Consider the following 20,913-nt stretch of genomic DNA (forward strand, 5'->3'; position numbering starts at 1 on the left):
GGACTAACTCACCGGACGAGCAGGAGGACCGGGGCCCCACAGGCCCCGCACGTACATGGACGCTAAGCGGATTCTGCGCACACCACTGTTGTGGATCTTGGTCCTCATCAGCGCGCTCGTCTTCGGCATGATGTTCTCCGAGTCCGGGCCGCCCCGGATCGACACCTCGGCTGCCATGAAGCAGATCACCGACGGCAACGTCGAGTCGGCCAAGCTGCTCAACAACGAGCGCATGGAGCTGACCCTCAAGACCCCCTACACCTCGCCCGACGGCACGGTGAAGGACGCGAAGTCGGTCTACGCCTACTACGTCGACGCCCGCGGCACCGACGTCGTCCAGGCCCTCAACGCCAAGCCGCCGGCCCAGGGCGTCGACGACCAGATCGACGAGCCCAGCTGGTTCGGCTCGCTGCTCTTCTCGATCCTGCCGATCATCATCATCCTCGGCCTCTTCTGGTTCCTCATGGGTCAGATGCAGGGCGGCGGCAACCGCGTCATGCAGTTCGGCAAGTCGCGCGCCAAGCTCGCCACCAAGGACACCCCGAAGGTCACGTTCGCCGACGTCGCCGGCTGCGACGAGGCCATCGAGGAGCTCCAGGAGATCAAGGAGTTCCTCCAGGAGCCGGCGAAGTTCCTCGCCGTCGGCGCCAAGATCCCCAAGGGCGTGCTGCTCTACGGCCAGCCCGGTACCGGCAAGACCCTCCTGGCCCGCGCCGTCGCGGGTGAGGCCGGCGTGCCGTTCTACTCGATCTCCGGCTCCGACTTCGTCGAGATGTTCGTCGGTGTCGGCGCGAGCCGCGTCCGCGACCTCTTCGAGCAGGCCAAGGCCAACGCGCCCGCCATCGTCTTCGTCGACGAGATCGACGCCGTCGGTCGCCACCGCGGCGCCGGCATGGGCGGCGGCCACGACGAGCGCGAGCAGACGCTCAACCAGCTGCTCGTCGAGATGGACGGCTTCGACGTCAAGACCAACGTCATCCTCATCGCCGCGACCAACCGCCCCGACATCCTCGACCCGGCGCTGCTGCGTCCGGGCCGCTTCGACCGCCAGATCGCCGTCGACGCCCCGGACATGATCGGCCGCCACCGCATCCTCGAGGTGCACGCCCAGGGCAAGCCGGTCACGGCCGACGTCGACCTGCTCGCCGTCGCTCGCCGCACACCCGGGTTCACCGGCGCCGACCTCGCCAACGTCCTCAACGAGGCCGCCCTGCTCACCGCCCGCAGTGACAAGACGGTCATCGACAACGAGGCCCTCGACGAGGCCATCGACCGCGTCATCGCCGGCCCGCAGAAGCGCACCCGCATCATGTCGGCCAAGGAGCGCAAGATCACGGCCTACCACGAGGGCGGCCACGCCCTCGTCGCCGCGTCGCTCAACCACACCGACCCGGTCACGAAGGTGACGATCCTCCCGCGCGGCCGTGCCCTCGGCTACACGATGGTCATGCCGATCGACGACAAGTACTCCACGACGCGCAACGAGATCCTCGACCAGCTCGCGTACGCCCTCGGTGGCCGCGTCGCCGAGGAGATCGTCTTCCGCGAGCCGACCACCGGTGCGAGCAACGACATCGAGAAGGCGACCGGCATGGCCCGCAAGATGGTCACCGAGTTCGGCATGTCCGAGCGGGTCGGTGCCATCAAGCTCGGCCAGAGCACCGGCGAGGTCTTCCTCGGTCGCGACATGGGGCACCAGCGCGACTACTCCGAGGAGGTCGCCCGAATCGTCGACGAGGAGGTCCGCTCGCTCATCGACGCGGCCCACGACGAGGCGTATGCGGCGATCAACGCCAACCGCGACCTGCTCGACCACCTCGTCCTCGAGCTGCTCGAGAAGGAGACGCTCAACGTCCACGAGCTCGCCGAGCTCTTCAAGCCGGTCGTCAAGCAGCCGACCCGGCCGACGTGGCTCTCGTCCCAGACGCGCCAGCTCAGCGACCGTCCGCCGGTCCTGACGCCGGCCGAGATCGCCGCGCAGAACGGCTCGGGCCAGAACGGCCACCTCCCCCCGCCGGTGCCGGCCGACCGCGTCATCGAGCACAAGATCGACGAGGCCGCCTCCGTCGGCGCGCACCCCCTCGCCGAGGAGCACCCCGTCGAGCAGGTCATCGAGGTGCCGGACGACCGCCCCGTCAACCCCAACGAGAAGAGCTGACGGGTGTCGATCGACCAGCCGCGCGCCGAGGCGGCCGTCCGGGAGCTGCTCCTCGCCATCGGTGAGGACCCCGAACGCGAGGGCCTGCTCGACACCCCGGGCCGCGTGGCTCGGTCGTTCGCCGAGATCTACGCCGGGCTCGACATGACGGCGGCCGACGTGCTCGGCACGACGTTCGAGATCGACCACCAGGAGCTCGTCATCGTGCGGGACATCGAGCTCTACAGCACGTGCGAGCACCACCTCGTGCCCTTCCACGGGGTGGCGCACGTCGGCTACATCCCGGGCAAGGACGGACGGGTCACCGGGCTGTCGAAGCTCGCGCGGCTCGTCGAGGTCTTCGCCCGGCGCCCGCAGGTGCAGGAGCGGCTCACGACCCAGATCGCCGACGCGCTCGTCGAGCACCTCGACGTGCAGGGCGTCATCGTCGTCGTCCAGGCGGAGCACCTCTGCATGTCGATGCGCGGCATCCGCAAGCCCGGCGCGAGCACCATCACCTCGGCGGTGCGCGGCCAGCTGCGCGACGCGGCCACTCGAGCAGAGGCCATGGCGCTCATGCTCGAGGGCAACAAGTGACCGACGGCCCGACACCCGAGCCACCGGCCGCGACACAATGGCGCCCATGACCGTGCGCCGCCCCGACCTCGACGCGACGTCCCTGCTCGGCGTGCGCGACCGCACGATCGTCATGGGTGTCGTCAACGTCACGCCCGACTCCTTCTCCGACGGCGGGCAGTGGTTCGAGCAGGACGCCGCCATCGCGCACGGTCGTGACGTGCTCGCGGCGGGCGCCGACATCGTCGACGTGGGTGGCGAGTCCACCCGCCCCGGCGCCGAACGCCCGTCGGTCGAGGAGGAGCTGCGCCGGGTCGTGCCGGTCGTGACCGCCCTCGCCGCCGACGGTGCCGTGGTCTCCGTCGACACGATGCGCGCCTCGGTCGCCCGAGCGGCCGTCGACGCCGGTGCCTCCATCGTCAACGACGTCTCGGGTGGCCTCGCCGACCCCGACATGGTCCCGTGGGTGGCGGCCAACCGCCTGCCCTACATCGCGATGCACTGGCGAGGGCACAGCACCGAGATGCAGTCGCGAGCCGCCTACGACGACGTCGTCGAGGACGTCCTGCGCGAGCTGGCGGAGCGGCGCGACGCCCTCCTCGACGGTGGCATCGACGAGGAGCACCTCGTCCTCGACCCGGGCCTCGGCTTCGCCAAGAACTCCGACCACAACTGGACCCTCATGGCCGCGCTCCCCGCGCTGCACGACCTCGGCCAGCCCATCCTGCTCGGTGCCTCGCGCAAGACCTTCCTCGGACGGCTGGGCCGCGACGAGGGTGAGGCCCCTCGGCCCGCGGCCGAGCGTGACATCGAGACGACGGCCACGTCGGTCATGGCCGCCATGGCGGGGCTCTGGTGCGTCCGCGTCCACGACGTGGCTTCCACGGTGCGCGCGCTGACCGTCGTCCAGGCTGCGCTCGAGCACGCCCCCGACGACCCCGACGTCCACGACCCTGCAGACCCGGAGGGCCTCCACCGATGACCGACCGCATCGTCCTGGAGGGCGTCTCCGCGCGCGGCACCCACGGCGTGCTGGACGTCGAGAAGCGCGACGGGCAGACCTTCCTCGTCGACGTCACCATGACGCTCGACCTCGAGCCGGCCGGCCGCACCGACGCCCTCGCCGCCACCGTCAACTACGCCGCGGTGGCGAGCGACGTCGTGGCCCGCATCACGGGCCCCTCCTTCGACCTCATCGAGCGCCTCGCGGAGGTCATCGCAGACGACGTGCTGCGCTACGACCTCGTCGATGCCGTCGAGGTCGTCGTGCACAAGCCCGAGGCGCCGGTGGGGCACCCGTTCACCGACGTCCAGGTGCAGGTCTCACGCAGCAACGCCGCCCATGTCGTCATCGCGCTCGGTACCAACCTCGGCGACCGCGGCCAGACGCTGACCGACGCCGTGGCGGCCCTCACCGCGCTGCCGGGGCTGACCCTCACGGGCGTGTCCGACATCGTCGCCACCGACCCGGTCGGTGGGCCCGAGCAGCCGGAGTACCTCAACGCCGTGGTCGTCGGCCGCTCCCTTCTGCACCCCACCGACCTGCTCGCGGAGCTGCACCGGATCGAGGCCGACCACGGTCGCACGCGCGAGGTGCGTTGGGGCGCAAGGACGCTCGACCTCGACCTCATCCAGTACGGCCACCCCGGCGGCCACCGCGAGGTCACGAGCGACGACAAGCGCCTCACGTTGCCACACCCCCGTGCCCACGAACGGGCGTTCGTGCTCGTGCCGTGGCTCGACGCCGACCCGCGAGCCACGCTGCGCATGGGTGAGGGCGCTCACGGCATCCGACCGGTGGCCGACCTGGTGGCCGACCTCGACCGATCGGGCGTGCGTCCCGGTCCCCGATGGGAGCAGCAGTGAGACCACACTCCGGCATCCGCGTCACGACCCTCGTGCTCGCGGGACTCGCCATGACCGTGGTCGCGTGGCTCGCGCTGCGCTGGATGACGTCCGGCGGCAGCGCCGTGCCCGAGCCCGGCTGGGTCGGCGCCGCCGCGATGCTCTTCCTCACCGGTGGCCTCGTCCTCGCCGGCCGGCAGGTGCGCAAGGTCCGCGACGGCGTGCCCAACCCCGCCGTCACGCCGCTCCGCGCGGCCCGCACGCTCGTGCTCGGACAGGCCGGGGCGCTCACGGGCTCGGTGCTCGTCGGCTGGTACCTCGCCAACGCCCTCGTCCTGCTGCCCGACGCCGACGTCGACGCCCAGCGCGGGCGCATCCTGCCGTTCGTGCTGCACGCCGTCGTCGCACTGCTCCTCGCCGTCGCCGGCATGGTCGTCCAGAACTGGTGCCGCCTCCGGCCGCGAGACGACGAGGACGAGGACGAGCGCGAGGCGGACACCCGCCGCTGACGCGTGACGCGTGCCGGATCATGTCGGGTTTCGATGCAACGATCGGCGTCCCCGTGCTGTCATCACAGGTATGACGTCACGGGGTTCTCGTCGCGCGATATCGAGGATGGGCATGTTCGCCCTGGGGCTCGTGCTGCTGACGGGGTGCGGCTCGGCCGACGCTCCGGGTCGCGAGGACGGTCGCGTCGCCACCAGCGTGCCGGCACACGATGCCACGACTTCGGCACCGGTGCCAGCCCTGCCGAGCCCGGACCCCGGCATGCTGCCCGTCCGTGCTCCGTCGGCCGAGTTCGCCGAGCGCGCAAGGGTGGTCGCCCACGCCGTACGCCGCGCAGGCCCGCCGCCGGTCCCCACCCAACCCGTGCTCCTGTCGAGCTGGGCGCTCGTCGAGGGCTTCGACACGGGCGAGCAGAAGGTCGCGTGGACCTACGGGCACGTCACGCTCGCGCCGGCCGTCGACCAGGCCGTCGCCGGCTCCGGGACCCTCCGGATGCCCGACGGCTCGTCTCGACCGGTCGCCCTCGTCGGAGTCCGCCCGGCCCTGGACCGTGCTCTCGAGGGTGCCCTGAGCACGCCCAGGGACTGTGACGGCGTCCCCGCCGCGCTGTGCCGGCTCGTCGTGTCCGAGGCGGTACTGGTCGAGGCCGCGGTGCGCACGGGCGGAGGAGACGCGACCGTGCCGGTCTGGCGCCTCACCGTCGACGGCCTCGCTCACCCCCTCTCGGTGATCGCCGTCGCCGACGGGGTGTTCGCGCAGCCTCAGCACCTGGGGCCGCTGCCCGGGCTGCCCGACGCGCCGCCCGAGTTTCACGGCGCGGACTCGCTCAGGCGCGTCGAGGGCACGACCATCGACGTCGGCATCGGCGGGGGAGGCTGCGACTCGGGTCTCGTCGCACACGTCGTCGAGCTCGACGACATGGTGGTCGTCGGCGGCACGACGCCGCCGCCGCCGAAGGACACGGCCTGCACCCTCGACTACGCGTCGCGCCCCGCGCGGCTGCACCTGGCGCAGCCGCTCGGCACGCGGCCGGTCATCGACATCGCGTCGGGCAGGCCGCGGGTGCTCGGGGTGCCGCCCTTCTGACGGGTCGGCAGGCGGGACTCAGGTGGTGCCGGCGACGGTGATCGTCGAGGTGGGTGCCGGCGTCGTGGTCGACACCGACGGCGGCTTGGGCGGCCCGTCCGGTGTCGTCGTCCGGACGGGCCACGGCGGCGGGATCGTGTCGACCGTGTCCTCGTCGGAGCAGGCTGCCGCGAGCGTCACCGTCGCGGTGATGACGGTGACGGCGGCGGCGCGGAGGACCGTGGCGCGCGAGACCCGGGCGGACGGCATACGACCCCTCACTTGTCGATGTCGCCGACGACGAAGAACATCGAGCCGAGGATCGCGACCATGTCGGCGATGAGCTGGCCGGGCAGCATCTCGCTCAGCACCGACACGTTGTTGAACGACGCCGACCGCAGCTTGAGGCGCCACGGGGTCTTCTCGCCGCGGGAGACGAGGTAGTAGCCGTTGAAGCCGAGGGGGTTCTCGGTCGCGCTGTAGATCTCGCCCTCGGGCACCTTGAGCACCTTGGGCAGCTTGACGTTGATCGGCCCCTGCGGCAGCTGCACGAGCCGGTCGAGGCAGGCCTGCGCGAGGTCGAGCGAGACGTGTACCTGCTCGAGCAGCACCTCGAGGCGCGACAGGCAGTCACCGGCCGTGCGGGTCACGACGCGGCCCGGGCCCTTGTCGCCGAAGAGCTCGCCGTAGGCAAGGTAGGGCGCGTCCCGGCGCAGGTCGACGTCGAGGCCGCTGGCCCGCGCGATGGGTCCCGAGACGCCGTAGGCCTGGACGGTCGACAGCGGTAGCACGCCGACCCCGCGGGTGCGGGCCTCGAGGATCTCGTTGCCGACGATGAGCCGCTCGAGGTCGGGAAGCCGCTTGCGCACGTTGGCGATCGCCTTGTCGACACGGCCCATCCAGCCGGCCGGGAGGTCCTCCTTGAGGCCGCCGACGCGGTTGAACATGTAGTGCATGCGTCCGCCCGAGACCTCCTCCATCACGGCCTGGAGCTCCTCGCGCTCGCGGAACGCGTGGAAGACGGGCGTGATGGCGCCGAGCTCGAGCGGGTAGGAGCCGAGGAACATCAGGTGGTTGAGCACACGGTTGAGCTCGGCGAGGGCGGTGCGCGCCCAGACGGCCCGTTCCGGCACCTCCATACCGAGCATCTGCTCGACGCCGAGCACCACGCCGAGCTCGTTGGAGAAGGCGCTGAGCCAGTCATGACGGTTGGCGAGCACGAGGATCTGGCGGTAGTCGCGGACCTCGAAGAGCTTCTCGGCGCCCCGGTGCATGTAGCCGACGATCGGCTCGGCGCTGATGATCCGCTCGCCGTCGACGACGATGCGCAGCCGCAGCACGCCGTGCGTGGCCGGGTGCTGCGGCCCGATGTTGAGCACCATGTCGGCGGTCGCGAGCCCGCCCGCACCGATGCCGACGGTCAGGGCCTGACGCCGGGGCGGCGACGAGGCGGTGGTCTCCGTCATGGGCCCGAGCCTACGGCCCCTGCGGAGGGCGTATGCCGTGTGGCCCCTCCCCGGGGCACTCCCGGTCGGGCAGAGTGTGGGGGTGACCGACGTGCTCGACCTGCGCGACCCCGCCTTCGTGGCCGAGCCCTACGGGGCCCTCGCCGCCGCCCGTGAGCAGGCGCCCGTCCTGTGGCACGAGGGTCTGGGCCTCTGGGTGACGACGACGCACGCTGCGGCCAACGACGTGCTGCGTGACCGCAGGCTCGGGCGGATCCTGCGGCCGCGCTCCGAGGGTGACGACGCGTGGACGACGTTCGACTGGTTGCACGCCGACTCGATCCTCGACTCGGAGCCACCGAAGCACACGCGGCTGCGGCGTCTCGTGGCCGGTGCCTTCGCCCGAGGGCATGTCACGCGCCTGCGCCCGCGCGTCGAGGAGATCGCGGCCGGGCTGCTCGACGAGGTCGAGCGGGTCCTCGACCGGGACGGCCGGGTCGACGTGATCGCCGCCTACGCCGAACCGCTGCCCGTCCTCGTCATCTGCGAGCTGCTCGGTGCGCCGACCGCTGACTGGAAGGTGCTTCGGGACTGGTCCCAGGCCATCGTCAGGATGTACGAGGTCGACCCCGATGCCGAGTCCCAGCACGACGCGCAGCGCGCATGTGACGAGTTCGCTTCGTACGTCGAGGCACTCGCGGCAGAACGGGCGTCCGCACCGGGCGACGACTTGCTGACCTCCCTCGTCCAGGAAAGGGACGGCGGCGACCGCCTCTCGCCGCGCGAGCTCGTCGCGACCGTCGTGCTGCTGCTCAACGCCGGGCACGAGGCGAGCGTCAACGGTTTCGGCAACGGGCTGGCGTCGCTGCTTGCCGACGCGGGGGAGCGGGACGCCGTGCACGACCGCCTCGACGACCCGACCGCCGTCGAGCGACTCGTCGAGGAGATGCTCCGGCACGACTCACCGCTGCACCTCTTCGAGCGCACCGCCGCGGCCGACGTCGAGCTCCATGGAGTGGCGGTCCGGGCGGGCCAGAAGGTGGCGGCGCTGCTCGGCGCCGCCAACCGCGACCCGGCCGTCTTCGCCGACCCCGACCGCTTCGACGCATCGCGCGAGCCCAACCCGCACCTGGCGTTCGGCGCCGGCATCCACTTCTGCCTCGGGGCGCCCCTGGCCCGGATGGAGCTGCAGATCTCGGTCCGGGCCCTCCTCGAGCGGCTGGGGCCGATCGAGGTCGTCGAGGCGGTGCGGCGACCGACGTTCGTGCTGCGCGGCTACGAGCACCTCGTCGTCCGGCAACGCCCCACGGACGGACCCGACGGAGGAGGGTGGAGCGATGAGTGAGCTGACCCCCTACATCTGCGTGGCCGACTCGAGGGCTGCGATCGACTGGTACCGCGAGCACCTCGGGGCCGAGGTCACGTACGAGCCGATCGTCATGGACGACGGGCACGTCGGGCACTGCGAGCTGGCGGTCGACGGCGCGCGCTGGATGATGTCCGACGCGTTCGAGTCCGCCGGGGTCGCCCCGCCGGACCCCGGCCGCGGCAACGCCGTCACGCTGCACCTCACGGTGACCGACGTCGACGCCCTCTGCCGCCGGGTTCAGGACGCGGGAGCCACCGTCGACCGGCCACCCGAGGACAACCCGCCGATCGGCCGGCTCGCCGTCTTCCACGACCCGTTCGGGCACCGCTGGTTCCTCAACCAGCCCCTTACCGAGCCGGCGCCGGAAGCGGGGCCGGAGCCCGACTGAGCCGCTCGGACGGCGTCAGCTGCGCTCGGCCTCGCGGCCACGCAGCACGAGGATGCCACCCACCCCGAGCAGCACGACGGTGCCCACGATGGTGAGCAGGATCGGCACGAGGAGCGAGCCCTGGGCGTCGTCGGCGCCGGCGGTGGGCTTGACGTGCACGCTCGCTCCGGCCGTGGCGGTCGACCCGTCGAGCCCGATCGCCGCGTGGAAGGAGAACGTGCCGGTGACGGGGTGACCGTCGTCGGAGGTGACGCGGTAGGACACCGTGTAGTCGCCGCCGGGCGCGTTGGGCGCGAGGGCCTGCGTCACGTCGCGGCCCTCGATCGTCGGGGTGCCGGACGACACGGGCCCCGCCGGGCCGGTGACGACGACCTGGGTGCCGATCTCGAGCGGGGCCTCCGAGAAGGTGAGCACCACGGTGCCCGGCAGCTGCGTGACGCTCGTGCCGTCGGCAGGGTTCGTGCGCTCGAGGACGTCGTGCGCGAAGGCGGTCGTCGGCACGGCGACGAGGAGTCCGAGGGTGAGGAGTCCGAGGGCGAGCAGCGCGGAGGCGAGACGACGCATGCCGTTCAGGTTACGTCGTGCCCGCGGACGCGCTTCACCGCCCACCGGAAGCCGCCGAAGCCGTCCGCGGCGAGCAGCCGTGCCTCGAGGCTCGCCCGCTCGAGCGCGGCGAGGTAGCCGAGCGGGTCGGTGCTCGCGACAGCGTGCGGCGGCGTGGTGCCGCTCAGCCCGAGCGCCTGCAGCGCCTCGCGCTGGGTCAGCACCTGGTCGGCGTCGAGGGTGTCCATCGCGACATGGGCCGTCACGTCGCACGAACCGTCGGGCACGGGCGTCGTCAGCCGACCGCTGGCGTATGCCGTGAGCGTCCCCCCGGACGGACGTCCCGTCGCCGTGTGGCCGTAGTCGACGGCGACCAGGGTGCCGTCCTCGACCCGGCAGACGAGCTCGGCCCACGCCTCGTCGCGGGCGAGCCCGACCTCGACGCGGTCACCTGGCGTGCGCGTGGGCCAGTGGGCCTCGGCCCAGCGCCGGTCGGCGTCGCGGAGCAGGGGACCGAGCGACTCCACGCCGGTGGTCGGCTCGACGAGCACCTCGTGCAGGACTCCGTCGGCGTCCACCTCGGCGACGGTGCACGGCACGACGTCGAGCCACTCGTGGGCGATGACGAGGGCGCTGCGCAGGCCGGTCAGCTCAGGGGGCAGTGCCGAGCCGCCGGGGGAGCGGACCCACTCCACCCGGTCGTCGAGCCCCTCGGGCCGGTCGACGACGTCGACCGCCACCACCCTCGGTCGGGGTGACTCGTCGCGGCCCGGCGCGGTGGCATCCCTCGACCGGGAGTCGGCGTCGCTGGGTCGAGGTGATTCCTCGCTCTCGGGCGTGGCGGCACACCTCGACCCGAGGAGCTCGAGGGCGTCGACCAGGTGCGTCGCGAGCTCGCCCCGGCCCGCGCCCACGTCGACGACGACCGAGGGGAGCGCCGGGCCGTGCTCGGCGGCCCACAGCGCCAGCAGGGCCTCGGCGAGCACGCGTCCGGTCGGGCCGTGGGCGGCCGTCGTGAAGTGCGCTGCAGGCCCACCGCGCGTGACGTAGAAACCCTGCTCGGCGGCATACAACGCCTCGTGCCACGCCTCACTCCAGGGAAGGGGATCCACGACCGCCGACTGTAGGCGATAGCGTGCCGTGGGTGAGCACCCCGCACGAGCGTCCCGCGCGCTTCGACGTCGGCGTCGTGGGCGCCGGACGCGTCGGAGCCGTCCTCGGAGCCGCCCTGGCCCGGGCCGGTCACGTCGTCAGCGGCGTCTCGGCCGTCAGCGAGGAGAGCCTCGAGCGGGCGGCCACGCTGCTGCCGGGCGTGCCGGTCAAGCCGATCCCCGAGGTCGTCTCCGGCGCGCACCTCGTGGTCCTCGCGGTGCCGGACGACGCCCTCGCCGACCTCGTCGCGGGTCTCAGCGCCACCGCTACCTTCACGCCCGGACAGCTCGTCATGCACACCTCCGGGGCGCACGGCATCTCGGTCTTCGAGGCGGCAGCCGACAGCGACATCGTGCCCCTCGCGATCCATCCGGCGATGACGTTCACCGGCACCGAGATCGACCTCGACCGGCTCCACGACTGCTGCTTCGGGGTGACGACCCTCGACCTCGCGCGGCCCCTCGGCGAGGCTCTCGTCATCGAGATGGGTGGCGACCCCGTGTGGGTGGCCGAGGAGGACCGTGTCACCTACCACGCGTCCCTCGCGCACGGCTCGAACCACCTCGTGACGCTCGTGGCCCAGTCGATGCAGCTGCTCGGCGAGGCGGGCGTCGACGACCCGGCGCGCGTGCTCGAACCGCTGCTGACCGCTGCCCTCTCCAACACCCTCCGCCGGGGTGACGCAGCCCTCACCGGTCCGGTCGCGCGCGGCGATGCCGGTACCGTGGCCGGGCACGTCGCGATGCTGCGCACGGTCGCCCCGGACATTCGCCCGACCTACCTCGCCCTGGCCCGCGCGACGGCGCAGCGAGCGCTGCTCAGCGGACGCCTCCGCGCCTCCGACGCCGGCCCGCTGCTCGAGCTGCTCGCGCACGAGGAGGACCAACCGTGACCGACACCACCGCCACCGGCACGACCGGCACGACCGGCACGACCGGCACGACCGGCACGACCGGCACGACCACGGGCGCCGGCGACCACGCCGCCGCCGCCGTCACCGACACGCGGCCCGGGTCGCCCGTGGTGGCGAGGACGAGGGACGAGCTGAGCGAGGCCCGGTCGGCGCTCGACGACGCCGACGTCGCCGTCGTCATGACGATGGGGGCGTTGCACGAGGGGCACGCGACGCTGATCCACCAGGCACGCAAGACGCACCGCCACGTCGTCGTGACGATCTTCCTCAACCCGCTGCAGTTCGGGCCCAAGGAGGACCTCTCGCGCTACCCGCGCACCTTCGACGCCGACCTCGAGATCTGCACGGCCGCGGGCGTCGACGTCGTCTTCGCCCCGACGCCCGACGTCATCTACCCCGACGGCGACCCGGGCGTCCGCGTCTCTGCCGGCCCGCTCGGTGACGTCCTCGAGGGCCAGTCGCGACCCGGCCACTTCGACGGCATGCTCACCGTCGTCGGCAAGCTCATGCACCTGACCCGGTGCAGCGCCGCCTACTTCGGGCAGAAGGACGCCCAGCAGCTGCTCCTCATCCGCCGGATGTGCCGTGACCTCGACTTCCCGGTGCGCGTCGTGGCGGTGCCGACCGTCCGCGAGCCCGACGGCCTTGCGATGTCGAGCCGCAACACCTACCTCACCGAGTCCGACCGCGAGACCGCCCTGTGCCTGTCGGCCGCGCTGCGCGCGGGAGCCGACGCCGCACCCGAGGGCCCGTCGGCCGTCCGGCGCTCCGCCCGGGCCGTGCTCGTGCGCGAGCCGCTCGCGCTCGTCGACTACCTCGTGCTCGTCCACCCGGACACGCTCGAGGACGTGCCGGAGTGGTATCGCGGCGAGGCGCTCCTTGCCGTGGCGGGCCGAGTGGGCACGACTCGTCTCATCGACAACCTGCCGGTGCTCGTCGGCCCCGGCGGCGGCGCGCTCGAGACCTTCTCTCAGCCCTGAGTTCCCTTCCACCACAGACGATTTCGAGGTCCCAGTCGTGCAGCGCTTCATGCTCCACTCGAAGATCCACCGGGCCACGGTGACGCAGGCCGACCTGCACTACGTCGGCTCCCTGACGATCGACCGCGACCTGCTCGACGCCGCCGACCTGTGGCCGGGCCAGCAGGTCGACGTCGTCGACGTCGACAACGGCAACCGCCTGACGACCTACGCGATCGAGGGCGAGCGCGGCACGGGCATCGTCTGCATCAACGGCGCGGCGGCCCGGCTCATCTCGCCCGGTGACACGGTCATCATCATCGCGTACGCCGCGATGGACGATGCCGAGGCACGCACCTTCGAGCCGCAGGTCGTCTTCGTCGACGACGACAACCGCGTCGTCGAGGTGGGGCACGATGCCGGTGACGTGCCCGACGGCTTCGGTCTCATGACCTCCGCCGTCACCGGGCGCCACCACGAGTACCAGGACTGAGAGGCCAGCCGTATGTCGCAGAGCGGGCTCCCCGACGTGACGGTCCCCCGACGGCTGCGTGCGCCCGCGCCCGGCTGGACGGCCACCGCCGACGTCATCGTCGTCGGCTCGGGCGTCGCCGGCCTGACGACGGCCCTGCGGCTCCGGCGCCGCGTCGACCGCGTGCTCCTCGTGACCAAGACCGTCCTGGACGAGGGCTCGACGGCCTGGGCGCAGGGCGGCATCGCCGCCGTCATGTCGCCCGAGGACAGCGCCGCCGAGCACATCCATGACACGCTCGTCGCCGGGGTCGGTCTCTGTGACGTCGACGCCGTCGAGGCGCTCGTGCGTGAGGGCACCGACGCCGTCTGGGACCTCATCGCCCTCGGGGCCGAGTTCGACCGCGGTGACACGGGCGGGCTGTCGCTGACCCGCGAGGGCGGGCACCACCGCGACCGGATCCTCCACGCTGGTGGCGATGCCACGGGCCGCGAGATCAGCCGCGCCCTCATCGCCGCCCTCGACCGCGTGCGTGACGACCCCGGCATCGAGGTGATCGAGCACGCCCTCGTCGTCGACCTGCTGACCGACGCGGACGCCCGGGTGTGCGGCGTGACGCTCCACGTCATCGGCGAGGGGCAGGTCGACGGGGTCGGTGCAGCCCACGCCCGTGCCGTCGTCCTCGCCACCGGCGGCCTCGGCCAGATCTACGCCTCGACGACGAACCCGTCCGTCGCCACCGGGGACGGCATGGCGGCCGCGCTGCGGGCCGGTGCCGTGCTCGCCGACCTCGAGTTCGTCCAGTTCCACCCGACCGTCCTGTGGCTCGGCGAGGGCTCTCGCGGTCAGCAGCCGCTCATCTCCGAGGCCGTGCGCGGTGAGGGCGCCTTCCTCGTCGACGAGGCGGGCGAGCGCTTCATGCAGGGCCAGCACCCGCTCGCCGACCTCGCGCCACGCGACGTCGTGGCCCGCGCCATCATCGCCCGGATGCGCGAGACCGGCACCGACCACGTCTACCTCGACTGCCGCCACCTCGGTGCCGAGTTCCTCGAGCAGCGCTTCCCCTCGATCGTCCAGCGCTGCCGTGAGCTCGGCTTCGACCCTGCGACCCAGCTGCTGCCGGTCGCGCCCGCGCAGCACTACGCGAGCGGTGGCGTGCGCACCGACCTGCGCGGCCGCTCCTCCCTCGAGGGGCTCTACGCGTGCGGAGAGACCTCGTGCACCGGCGTCCACGGCGCCAACCGCCTCGCGAGCAACTCGCTCCTCGAGGGCCTCGTCTTCGCGCGCCGCATCGCCGACGACCTCACGGCCCGGCTCGGCGCCGGGGAGCTCTCCGAGACGACGCCGGTCGCCCCCGTCGGTGAGCCCGAGCTGATCCGGGGCAAGCGCCGCCTCGACGTGCAGCGCGCCATGACCTCGGGGTCGGGGACGGTGCGCTCGGCCGAGTCGCTCGCCGCGACGCAGAAGACCCTTGCGGCCCTCGCGGCGCGCGCCGTCGCGGACGACGCCGACAAGCAGGGCGGCCCCAAGAGCTGGGAGACGACCAACCTGCTCCACCTCGGACGCGCGCTGACGTATGCGGCCGCGCTGCGTGACGAGACCCGTGGCGGTCACGTGCGCGAGGACTTCCCGGCCCGCGACGACGCGCACTTCCTGCACCACGTGCACCTGCAGCGCTCCGGCTCCGGCGTGCTCGAGGCGACGGTCGTGCCCGTGCCCCGCGCGAACCTCGACGGCCTCGACCTCGACGGCTCGGTGCCGCTCGACGTGCTCGACGAGGACCGCGCGGACGGGGCGAGACCCGCGAACGGGGCTGGACGGCATACGCAACCAGTGGGATCGACGGAGGAGACGCAGTGAGCGGCGACGGGTTGAGCGGGTTCCCGGACGAGTGGGCGCGCGAGCTCGTCGCGGTCGCGTTGCGTGAGGACCTCGGTCCCGACGGCGTCGACGTGACGACCCTCGCGACGATCCCCGCCGACCAGACGCGCACCGCCGAGGTCGTCGCGCGGGCACCAGGTGTCGTCGCGGGCGTGCCCGTCATCGGGCTCGTGCTGGCGGCGGTCGCGAAGCAGCTCGGCCGCGACGTGCCGACGGTGGAGGTCGTGGGCGACGACGGCTCGCGGCTGGAGCGCGGCGACGTCATCGCGCGGCTGACCGGGCCCACCCAGGTGATCCTCGTGGCGGAGCGGACGATCCTCAACATCCTGAGCCGGCTGTCGGGCGTGGCCACCCACACCCGTCGCTGGGCCGACGCGCTCGAGGGCACGTCGACGATGGTCCTCGACACGCGCAAGACGACGCCGGGCATGCGCTGGCTCGAGAAGTACGCCGTGCGCTGCGGGGGCGGCACGAACAAGCGCTTGGGTCTCTACGACGTCGCGATGATCAAGGACAACCACAAGCTCGCGGCCGGCTCGGTGGCAGCGGCGTACGCGCTCGTCCGCGGGCGCTTCCCCGACGTCGACGTGCAGGTCGAGGTGACGACGCCGGCCGAGGCGCAGGAGGCCTACGACGCCGGCGCGCGCTTCATCATGTGCGACAACATGAGCGTGGACGTGCTCGCCGAGACCGTCGGGCTGCTGCGCGGCGCCGGCGAGCCCGTCGAGATCGAGGCGACCGGTGGATTGACGCTCGAGGTCGTGCGGGAGTACGCCGGGACCGGTGTCGACTTCGTGTCGGTCGGCGGCCTGACGCACAGCTCACCCATCGTCGACATCGCCCTCGACCTCACCGACTGAACCGTCGAGAGGCCACGTGTGGCCCCCTCCGACCCGTCGAGAGGCCACGTGTGGCCGCCTCCGACCCGTCGAGAGGCCACGTGTGGCCGCCTCCAACCCGTCGAGAGGCCACGTGTGGTTGCCGCGACGACTGGCCACTCGACCGCCGGGAAGCGGCCGAACGTGGCTGTCGACGGTTGAGGGAAACGGGGCGGTCGGCGGTGGTGGCGGGCGTAGCCTTGCGGGGCAGGAGGGTGCCGTGGGGGTCGTCGACGAGCTGGTCCGCGCCAGAGCCGAGTTCGAGCGTGGCGAGTGGTCTGCGGCCCTCGACCGGTGGTCCGGGGTCGAGGCCGCCGGGCTGACGGCCGACGATCTCGAGTCGTCCGCCGCCGCAGCGCACCTGCTCGGACGCATGACGGACGCCGTCGAGCGCTATCGGCGGGCCTTCGACGTCAGGCTCTCCGACCACGACACCGCCGGGGCGGCCCGGTGCGCCTTCGACCTGTCGATGGTCGGCCGCACGAGCGGAGACCACTCTGCGGCAGCTGCGTGGCTCAGCCGCGGTGAGCGCCTCGTCGCGGCACTGCCCGACGGGAGCCTGGAGTCCGGCTACGTCGCGTTCGCGCGGATGTTCACGCACCTCGGTGCGGGTCGCTTCGCGGAGGCGCACGCGTGCGCGCTCGAGGCGACCGAGGCCGGACGGCGCCATGACGACGCAGGCCTGCTGGCGACCGGGCTGTGCGCCCAGGGTCGGATGGCCATCTACGGCGACCGCGTGACCGATGGTCTCTCCCTCCTCGACGAGTCGATGCTCGAGGCGACGACCCGGACCCTGGCCCCGGTCATGCTCGGGCACGTCTACTGCACGGCCATCGAGGGCTGTCAGGAGGTCTCCGACCTGCGCCGCGTCGTCGAGTGGACGCAGCTGCTGCACCGCTGGTGCACCGACCAGCCCGGCCTCGTGACCTTCACCGGGCAGTGCAGCCTGCACCGCGCCCAGGTGATGCGCGCTCACGGCGCCTGGGACGCCGCGCTCGACGAGCTCACGGCTGCCGTCGAGCGCTACCGGCTGGCGGGTGCCACCGACGCCGTCGGGCAGGCCGCCTGCGAACGCGGCGACCTGCTGCGCCTGCGCGGCGACCTCGAGGCCGCCGACGCGGCCTACCAGCTGAGTGCGGAGCACGGCTACGACCCGCAGCCGGGCTCGGCCCTGCTCTGGCTGGCCCGGGGGAGGACGGCTGCCGCGCTCGCCGCAGTGAAGAGGCTGCTCGTGAGCCGGGCCCGGCGGTGCGACGCAGCCGGATCCTGCCGGCCGCCGTGGAGGTCCTGCTGGCCGCGGACGACGTCGACGCAGCCCGGGACGGCGCTCGCGAGCTCGACGGCCTCGCGGAGTCCTTCGGGTCAGAGGTGCTCGCCGCGACGGCGGCCACGGCCTGGGGCCGCGTCGAGCTGGCTGCCGGCGACCCGGCCGGTGCGCTGCCCTACCTGCGCAAGGCGCACCAGGCCTGGGTGCGCCTCGACGTGCCGCACGAGGCCGCGCTCGCCCAGGCGGCCGGCGGGCGGGCGCTCCTCGCGCTCGGCGACGACGAGTCGGCCCGGCGGTCACTGGCGTCGGCGCGCGAGGAGCTCGTGGCGCTCGGGGCCCGACCCGACGTCGACGCGCTCGACCGGCTGGGCTCACCCGGCACGCGACCCGGGGGCCTCACCGAGCGCGAGGTCGAGGTGCTCGGCCTCGTCGCCGAGGGCCGGAGCAACGCCCAGATCGCGACCGCGCTCGTGCTGAGCGACCGGACCGTGGCCCGCCACCTGAGCAACATCTTCACCAAGCTCGACGTCGGGAGCCGCACGGCCGCAGCGGCTTTCGCCTTCGAGCACGACCTCGTGCGCCGTCAGCCCTGACCTCGCCGAACCACTGAGACCGGACCGGTCAAGATCCTCGACCGGTCCGGCACCGCACCTCCCCGGTGGTCTCACCCGGCAGCGGCGCCCACCTCGAGCCGCGTGGTCGACGCGATCGACCGCCTGGCGATGTGGGTCGCCACGTGAGCCGCGTCGCGACCGACGCCGGGCAGCACCATCGAGGCGAACGCGAACTGGAAGGCGAGTCCGCAGAAGAAGAGGCCGGGCACGTCCGTCGAGACGCCGCGGTACTCCCGCGGCCAGCCGTCCTCGCCGATGATGGGGAGGTCGATCCAGTCGAAGCGCTGCTCGAACCCCGTGGCCCAGACGACGTTGGCGACGTCGAGGACCGTCCCGTCGTCGAGGGTCGGGCGCCCGTCGGTCACGCCGGTGACGCGCTGCACCTGGCGCTCGACACCACGCGCGGCGAGGTCCTCGCGCTTGACCCGCAGCATCGGTCCGCCGTGGTGGCGGATCTCGGCCATCATCTTCCGACCGACCGGCGTCCGGCGCGTCAGCACGTGGCGCCACGCGAAGAGCAGGAAGGGGAACGCCACGTGCACGGCAGGGGTGTCCCAGCGCACGGGGATCTGGCCGCAGTCTCGCCCGGCCAGCACGGTGCGCCGGTCCTCCGCGAGCTCGTAGGCGATGTCGCAGCCCGAGTGCGAGGCGCCGACGACGAGCACCGACCCGTCGCGCAGCTGGCTGGGCCGCCGGTACTCGCTCGAGTGCAGCTGGAGGATCGAGGCGTCGAGGTCGGCCGCGAAGGCCGGCACGTGAGGCGCACGCCCGAAGGTCCCCGTGGCGACGACGACGTTGCGACAGGCGATGCTCCCGCGGTCGGTCGTGACGACGAAGCCGTCACCCTCGGACGCGGCGGCGAGCCGCTCCACGCGCACGCCGAGACGAACGGGCAGACGGAAGCGGGCGGCATACGACTGGAGGTAGGCCGCGACCTCGTCCTTGCCGGGGAACGACCGGGGGTCGCCCGGGAACGGCATCCCGGGCAGGGAGTCGTGCCGGACGGAGGAGTAGAGCCGGAGCGAGTCGTACTGCTGACGCCAGCCGTCCCCGACGGCCTCGTTGCGCTCGAGGAGCACGCACTCGTGCCCCCGCTCGGCGAGCTCGTGCGCCGTGGCCAGCCCTGCCTGGCCCGCGCCGACGATGACGGTCTCGATGGTCTCCATGGTGTCCTCCCGGTGGTCGATGTCTCGACGGTAGGAACGGCAGGGCGGTCACCGCGTCGGCAGCGGTGCCCATCCCCGACGCAGGGCATGGGTAGGAATGACCACGTCGGGTTCCGGCCTCGACGGGTCGGGGGCGGCCGGAGCTGGGCTCTCGACCGGCGTCAGTAGCGTCGGTGCCAGAGGTTGACGGCGTAGTCGACGCCGGTGGCGTCGGGATGCTCGGCGAGGATGAGGTCGGCGTGCTCGGGTGCGAACTCGATGCCGACGACGGCCTCGAAGTCCTCGCGCGAGTCGAAGTCCCACCGGATGTCGAGGCGCTCGCGCTGCCAGCCCTGCCGCTCCCAGAAGCGCTCGACCGCGCGCGGGTCGTAGCCCGGCAGCGCCCGCCGGAACCACTGACCGAACGTCGAGCGGGTCGCGTCGTTGTCGACGACGAACGCCGCGCCGCCCGGCCGCATGACGCGGTCGAGCTCGGCGAGCCCCGGCTCGCAGCCTGGCCCGAAGAAGTACGCCCACCGCGCGTGCGCGAGGTCGAACGACCCATCGGCCACGCCGATCGCGGCGGCACCCTCCTCGCGGACCGAGACGGATGGCATACCCGAGATACGTTGTGCGGCAAGGGAAGCGAGCGGTGGGTGTGGCTCGACACCGACGACCCAGCGTGCGTCGCGGGCGAAGAACGGCAGGTGGTAACCCGTGCCGCACCCGATGTCGACGACGTCGAGACCCGACCAGTCGAGGACCGAGCGCATCGCGTCCTCGATGACGTGGGCGCGGTCGACGCCGCGGTTCTCGACCTCGTAGACGTCGGGCGTCTCCCAGATGTTGGGGGAGGGGATGATCCCGGACTCGTCGCTCATGGGTTGCGCTGGGCCTCGATGGTGGCGGGGTGCACGAGCAGCGGCAGCAGCTTGCGCACGCCGCGCGCGCGGACGGCCTTGACCTGGGCGAGGTGCGCCTCGGCGCGGATCGCCAGCTCGGCGTAGGCGAGCGGTCCCATGAGCTCGGTGAGCTCGGGTGCGTTGGAGCGGTAGACCGGCTCGCGGCCGACGTGCGCCTCGGAGTTGCCGGAGCAGTACCAGTCGAGGTCGTGGCCGCCGGGACCCCAGCCGCGGCGGTCGTACTCGGTGATCGTCACCTCGAGGTAGCTCGAGTCGTCAGGCAGCTCGACGGTGCGGAAGGTGCGGCGGATCGGCAGCTGCCAGCACACGTCGGGCTTGAGGGTGTGCGGCTCGACGCCGGTGAGGACCGCGTGCTGGTGCAGCGCGCACCCGGCGCCCGCGGGGAATCCGGGTCGGTTGAGGAAGATGCAGGCGCCGTCGACGACCTTCGTCTTGCGCGCGCCGTCCTCCTTCTCGGTCCAGTCGTCCTTGCTCCCGGTGGCGCGGCCGACCGAGTGGTACTCCCACTCGTCCTCGCCGAGGTCCTCGACGGCCTTGGCGACGCGCTTCCAGTCGTCCTTCTCGGTGAAGTGGGCGCCGAGGGTGCAGCACCCGTCGTCGGGCCGGCCGGCGTAGATGCCCTGGCAGCCGCTGCCGAAGATGCACGTCCAGCTGCTCGTGAGCCAGGTCAGGTCACAGCGGTAGCGCTGGTTCGTGTCGGCGGGGTCGGTGAACTCGACCCAGACGCGGGGGAGGTCCAGAGGTGCTTCAGCCACCGGCTCACCCTATGCCGCCGACCTTTCCGCCGCGCCGACGACGCCCACCCCGTGGATGGTGCGTCGCGGGGGGGCCTGC

At 72.6% G+C, this 20,913-nt stretch carries 21 protein-coding genes; 14 read left to right on the forward strand and 7 right to left on the reverse strand.

What is annotated here, in order from left to right:
* The first annotated feature begins 55 nt into the window (after positions 1-55).
* The 6 genes from ftsH (at position 56) to NR112_RS07500 (ending at position 6,151) form a co-directional block, all read left to right on the forward strand.
* On the forward strand, positions 56-2,158 hold the full coding sequence (ftsH, locus tag NR112_RS07475) for an ATP-dependent zinc metalloprotease FtsH (RefSeq protein ID WP_256793367.1): 2,103 nt from the start codon (positions 56-58) through the stop codon (positions 2,156-2,158).
* Positions 2,159-2,161: 3 nt separating this feature from the next.
* On the forward strand, positions 2,162-2,734 hold the full coding sequence (folE, locus tag NR112_RS07480; RefSeq protein WP_256793368.1) for a GTP cyclohydrolase I FolE: 573 nt from the start codon (positions 2,162-2,164) through the stop codon (positions 2,732-2,734).
* Between the two features lie 37 nt (positions 2,735-2,771).
* Positions 2,772-3,695, forward strand: coding sequence for a dihydropteroate synthase (gene folP, locus NR112_RS07485; protein WP_374511835.1), 924 nt, complete (start codon positions 2,772-2,774; stop codon positions 3,693-3,695).
* Positions 3,692-4,579, forward strand: a complete 888-nt coding sequence (gene folK / locus NR112_RS07490; RefSeq protein ID WP_256793370.1) for a 2-amino-4-hydroxy-6-hydroxymethyldihydropteridine diphosphokinase — start codon at positions 3,692-3,694, stop codon at positions 4,577-4,579. Before folP ends, folK begins: the two co-directional genes overlap by 4 nt.
* Positions 4,576-5,067 (forward strand): DUF3180 domain-containing protein, encoded by a 492-nt coding sequence (locus NR112_RS07495; protein ID WP_256793371.1) that lies wholly within the window; start codon positions 4,576-4,578, stop codon positions 5,065-5,067. The genes folK and NR112_RS07495 overlap by 4 nt, the downstream gene beginning before the upstream one ends.
* 112 nt (positions 5,068-5,179) lie before the next feature.
* The gene (locus tag NR112_RS07500) at positions 5,180-6,151 is read left to right on the forward strand and encodes a hypothetical protein (protein ID WP_256793372.1); all 972 of its coding nucleotides are present in this window, start codon (positions 5,180-5,182) and stop codon (positions 6,149-6,151) included.
* A gap of 18 nt (positions 6,152-6,169) precedes the next feature.
* Here NR112_RS07500 and NR112_RS07505 read toward each other — a convergent pair whose 3' ends face one another.
* Together NR112_RS07505 and NR112_RS07510 are read right to left on the reverse strand one after the other, a co-directional pair.
* Positions 6,170-6,400, reverse strand: a complete 231-nt coding sequence (locus tag NR112_RS07505; protein ID WP_256793373.1) for a hypothetical protein — start codon at positions 6,398-6,400, stop codon at positions 6,170-6,172.
* Between the two features lie 8 nt (positions 6,401-6,408).
* Positions 6,409-7,596, reverse strand: a complete 1,188-nt coding sequence (locus NR112_RS07510) for an NADH-quinone oxidoreductase subunit D (RefSeq protein WP_256793374.1) — start codon at positions 7,594-7,596, stop codon at positions 6,409-6,411.
* Between the two features lie 82 nt (positions 7,597-7,678).
* On the opposite strand from NR112_RS07510, the gene NR112_RS07515 reads away from it, so the two are divergent.
* Together NR112_RS07515 and NR112_RS07520 are read left to right on the forward strand one after the other, a co-directional pair.
* The gene (locus NR112_RS07515; RefSeq protein ID WP_256793375.1) at positions 7,679-8,920 is read left to right on the forward strand and encodes a cytochrome P450; all 1,242 of its coding nucleotides are present in this window, start codon (positions 7,679-7,681) and stop codon (positions 8,918-8,920) included.
* A complete protein-coding gene (locus NR112_RS07520; RefSeq protein ID WP_256793376.1) occupies positions 8,913-9,332 on the forward strand; it encodes a glyoxalase/bleomycin resistance/extradiol dioxygenase family protein in 420 nt (139 codons plus the stop codon). Before NR112_RS07515 ends, NR112_RS07520 begins: the two co-directional genes overlap by 8 nt.
* Before the next feature lie 15 nt (positions 9,333-9,347).
* Here the strand turns inward: NR112_RS07520 and NR112_RS07525 are convergent, their stop codons facing one another.
* Both NR112_RS07525 and NR112_RS07530 read right to left on the reverse strand, forming a co-directional pair.
* The gene (locus NR112_RS07525) at positions 9,348-9,896 is read right to left on the reverse strand and encodes a copper resistance CopC family protein (protein ID WP_256793377.1); all 549 of its coding nucleotides are present in this window, start codon (positions 9,894-9,896) and stop codon (positions 9,348-9,350) included.
* 5 nt (positions 9,897-9,901) lie between these two features.
* Positions 9,902-10,987, reverse strand: a complete 1,086-nt coding sequence (locus NR112_RS07530) for an SAM-dependent methyltransferase (protein WP_256793378.1) — start codon at positions 10,985-10,987, stop codon at positions 9,902-9,904.
* Between the two features lie 23 nt (positions 10,988-11,010).
* Between NR112_RS07530 and NR112_RS07535 the strand changes: the two genes are divergently transcribed.
* From NR112_RS07535 to NR112_RS07560, 6 genes are all read left to right on the forward strand, one after another.
* A complete protein-coding gene (locus NR112_RS07535) occupies positions 11,011-11,919 on the forward strand; it encodes a Rossmann-like and DUF2520 domain-containing protein (RefSeq protein ID WP_256793379.1) in 909 nt (302 codons plus the stop codon).
* Positions 11,916-12,920, forward strand: a complete 1,005-nt coding sequence (gene panC / locus NR112_RS07540; protein ID WP_374511843.1) for a pantoate--beta-alanine ligase — start codon at positions 11,916-11,918, stop codon at positions 12,918-12,920. The genes NR112_RS07535 and panC overlap by 4 nt, the downstream gene beginning before the upstream one ends.
* A gap of 37 nt (positions 12,921-12,957) precedes the next feature.
* Positions 12,958-13,392 carry an aspartate 1-decarboxylase gene (panD, locus tag NR112_RS07545; RefSeq protein WP_020145101.1) on the forward strand — a complete coding sequence of 145 codons (435 nt, stop codon included), beginning with the start codon at positions 12,958-12,960 and terminating at the stop codon, positions 13,390-13,392.
* Between the two features lie 12 nt (positions 13,393-13,404).
* Entirely contained in the window at positions 13,405-15,231 is a 1,827-nt protein-coding gene (locus NR112_RS07550; RefSeq protein ID WP_256793380.1) for an L-aspartate oxidase, read from the forward strand.
* The gene (gene nadC, locus NR112_RS07555) at positions 15,228-16,112 is read left to right on the forward strand and encodes a carboxylating nicotinate-nucleotide diphosphorylase (protein ID WP_256793381.1); all 885 of its coding nucleotides are present in this window, start codon (positions 15,228-15,230) and stop codon (positions 16,110-16,112) included. The genes NR112_RS07550 and nadC overlap by 4 nt, the downstream gene beginning before the upstream one ends.
* A gap of 1,296 nt (positions 16,113-17,408) precedes the next feature.
* Positions 17,409-17,990, forward strand: a complete 582-nt coding sequence (locus NR112_RS07560; protein WP_256793382.1) for a LuxR C-terminal-related transcriptional regulator — start codon at positions 17,409-17,411, stop codon at positions 17,988-17,990.
* Positions 17,991-18,061: 71 nt separating this feature from the next.
* Here the strand turns inward: NR112_RS07560 and NR112_RS07565 are convergent, their stop codons facing one another.
* The 3 genes from NR112_RS07565 to NR112_RS07575 form a co-directional block, all read right to left on the reverse strand.
* A complete protein-coding gene (locus NR112_RS07565; RefSeq protein WP_256793383.1) occupies positions 18,062-19,177 on the reverse strand; it encodes an NAD(P)/FAD-dependent oxidoreductase in 1,116 nt (371 codons plus the stop codon).
* 161 nt (positions 19,178-19,338) lie between these two features.
* A complete protein-coding gene (locus tag NR112_RS07570; RefSeq protein WP_256793384.1) occupies positions 19,339-20,037 on the reverse strand; it encodes a class I SAM-dependent methyltransferase in 699 nt (232 codons plus the stop codon).
* Positions 20,034-20,834, reverse strand: a complete 801-nt coding sequence (locus tag NR112_RS07575; protein ID WP_020145095.1) for a hypothetical protein — start codon at positions 20,832-20,834, stop codon at positions 20,034-20,036. Before NR112_RS07575 ends, NR112_RS07570 begins: the two co-directional genes overlap by 4 nt.
* Positions 20,835-20,913: the final 79 nt, after the last annotated feature.

The sequence above is a fragment of the Terrabacter sp. Ter38 genome, assembly GCF_024519435.1.
Classification (GTDB): Bacteria; Actinomycetota; Actinomycetes; order Actinomycetales; family Dermatophilaceae; genus Terrabacter.

What these genes read in the sequence shown, in the direction of transcription:
- ftsH (WP_256793367.1), top strand. Translation starts at nt 56, where the DNA reads ATGGACGCTAAGCGGATTCTGCGCACACCACTGTTGTGGATCTTGGTC.
- folP (WP_374511835.1), top strand. Translation starts at nt 2,772, where the DNA reads ATGGCGCCCATGACCGTGCGCCGCCCCGACCTCGACGCGACGTCCCTG.
- folK (WP_256793370.1), top strand. Translation starts at nt 3,692, where the DNA reads ATGACCGACCGCATCGTCCTGGAGGGCGTCTCCGCGCGCGGCACCCAC.
- NR112_RS07500 (WP_256793372.1), top strand. Translation starts at nt 5,180, where the DNA reads ATGTTCGCCCTGGGGCTCGTGCTGCTGACGGGGTGCGGCTCGGCCGAC.
- NR112_RS07505 (WP_256793373.1), bottom strand. Translation starts at nt 6,400, where the DNA reads ATGCCGTCCGCCCGGGTCTCGCGCGCCACGGTCCTCCGCGCCGCCGCC.
- NR112_RS07510 (WP_256793374.1), bottom strand. Translation starts at nt 7,596, where the DNA reads ATGACGGAGACCACCGCCTCGTCGCCGCCCCGGCGTCAGGCCCTGACC.
- NR112_RS07520 (WP_256793376.1), top strand. Translation starts at nt 8,913, where the DNA reads ATGAGTGAGCTGACCCCCTACATCTGCGTGGCCGACTCGAGGGCTGCG.
- NR112_RS07525 (WP_256793377.1), bottom strand. Translation starts at nt 9,896, where the DNA reads ATGCGTCGTCTCGCCTCCGCGCTGCTCGCCCTCGGACTCCTCACCCTC.
- NR112_RS07550 (WP_256793380.1), top strand. Translation starts at nt 13,405, where the DNA reads ATGTCGCAGAGCGGGCTCCCCGACGTGACGGTCCCCCGACGGCTGCGT.
- NR112_RS07565 (WP_256793383.1), bottom strand. Translation starts at nt 19,177, where the DNA reads ATGGAGACCATCGAGACCGTCATCGTCGGCGCGGGCCAGGCAGGGCTG.
- NR112_RS07570 (WP_256793384.1), bottom strand. Translation starts at nt 20,037, where the DNA reads ATGAGCGACGAGTCCGGGATCATCCCCTCCCCCAACATCTGGGAGACG.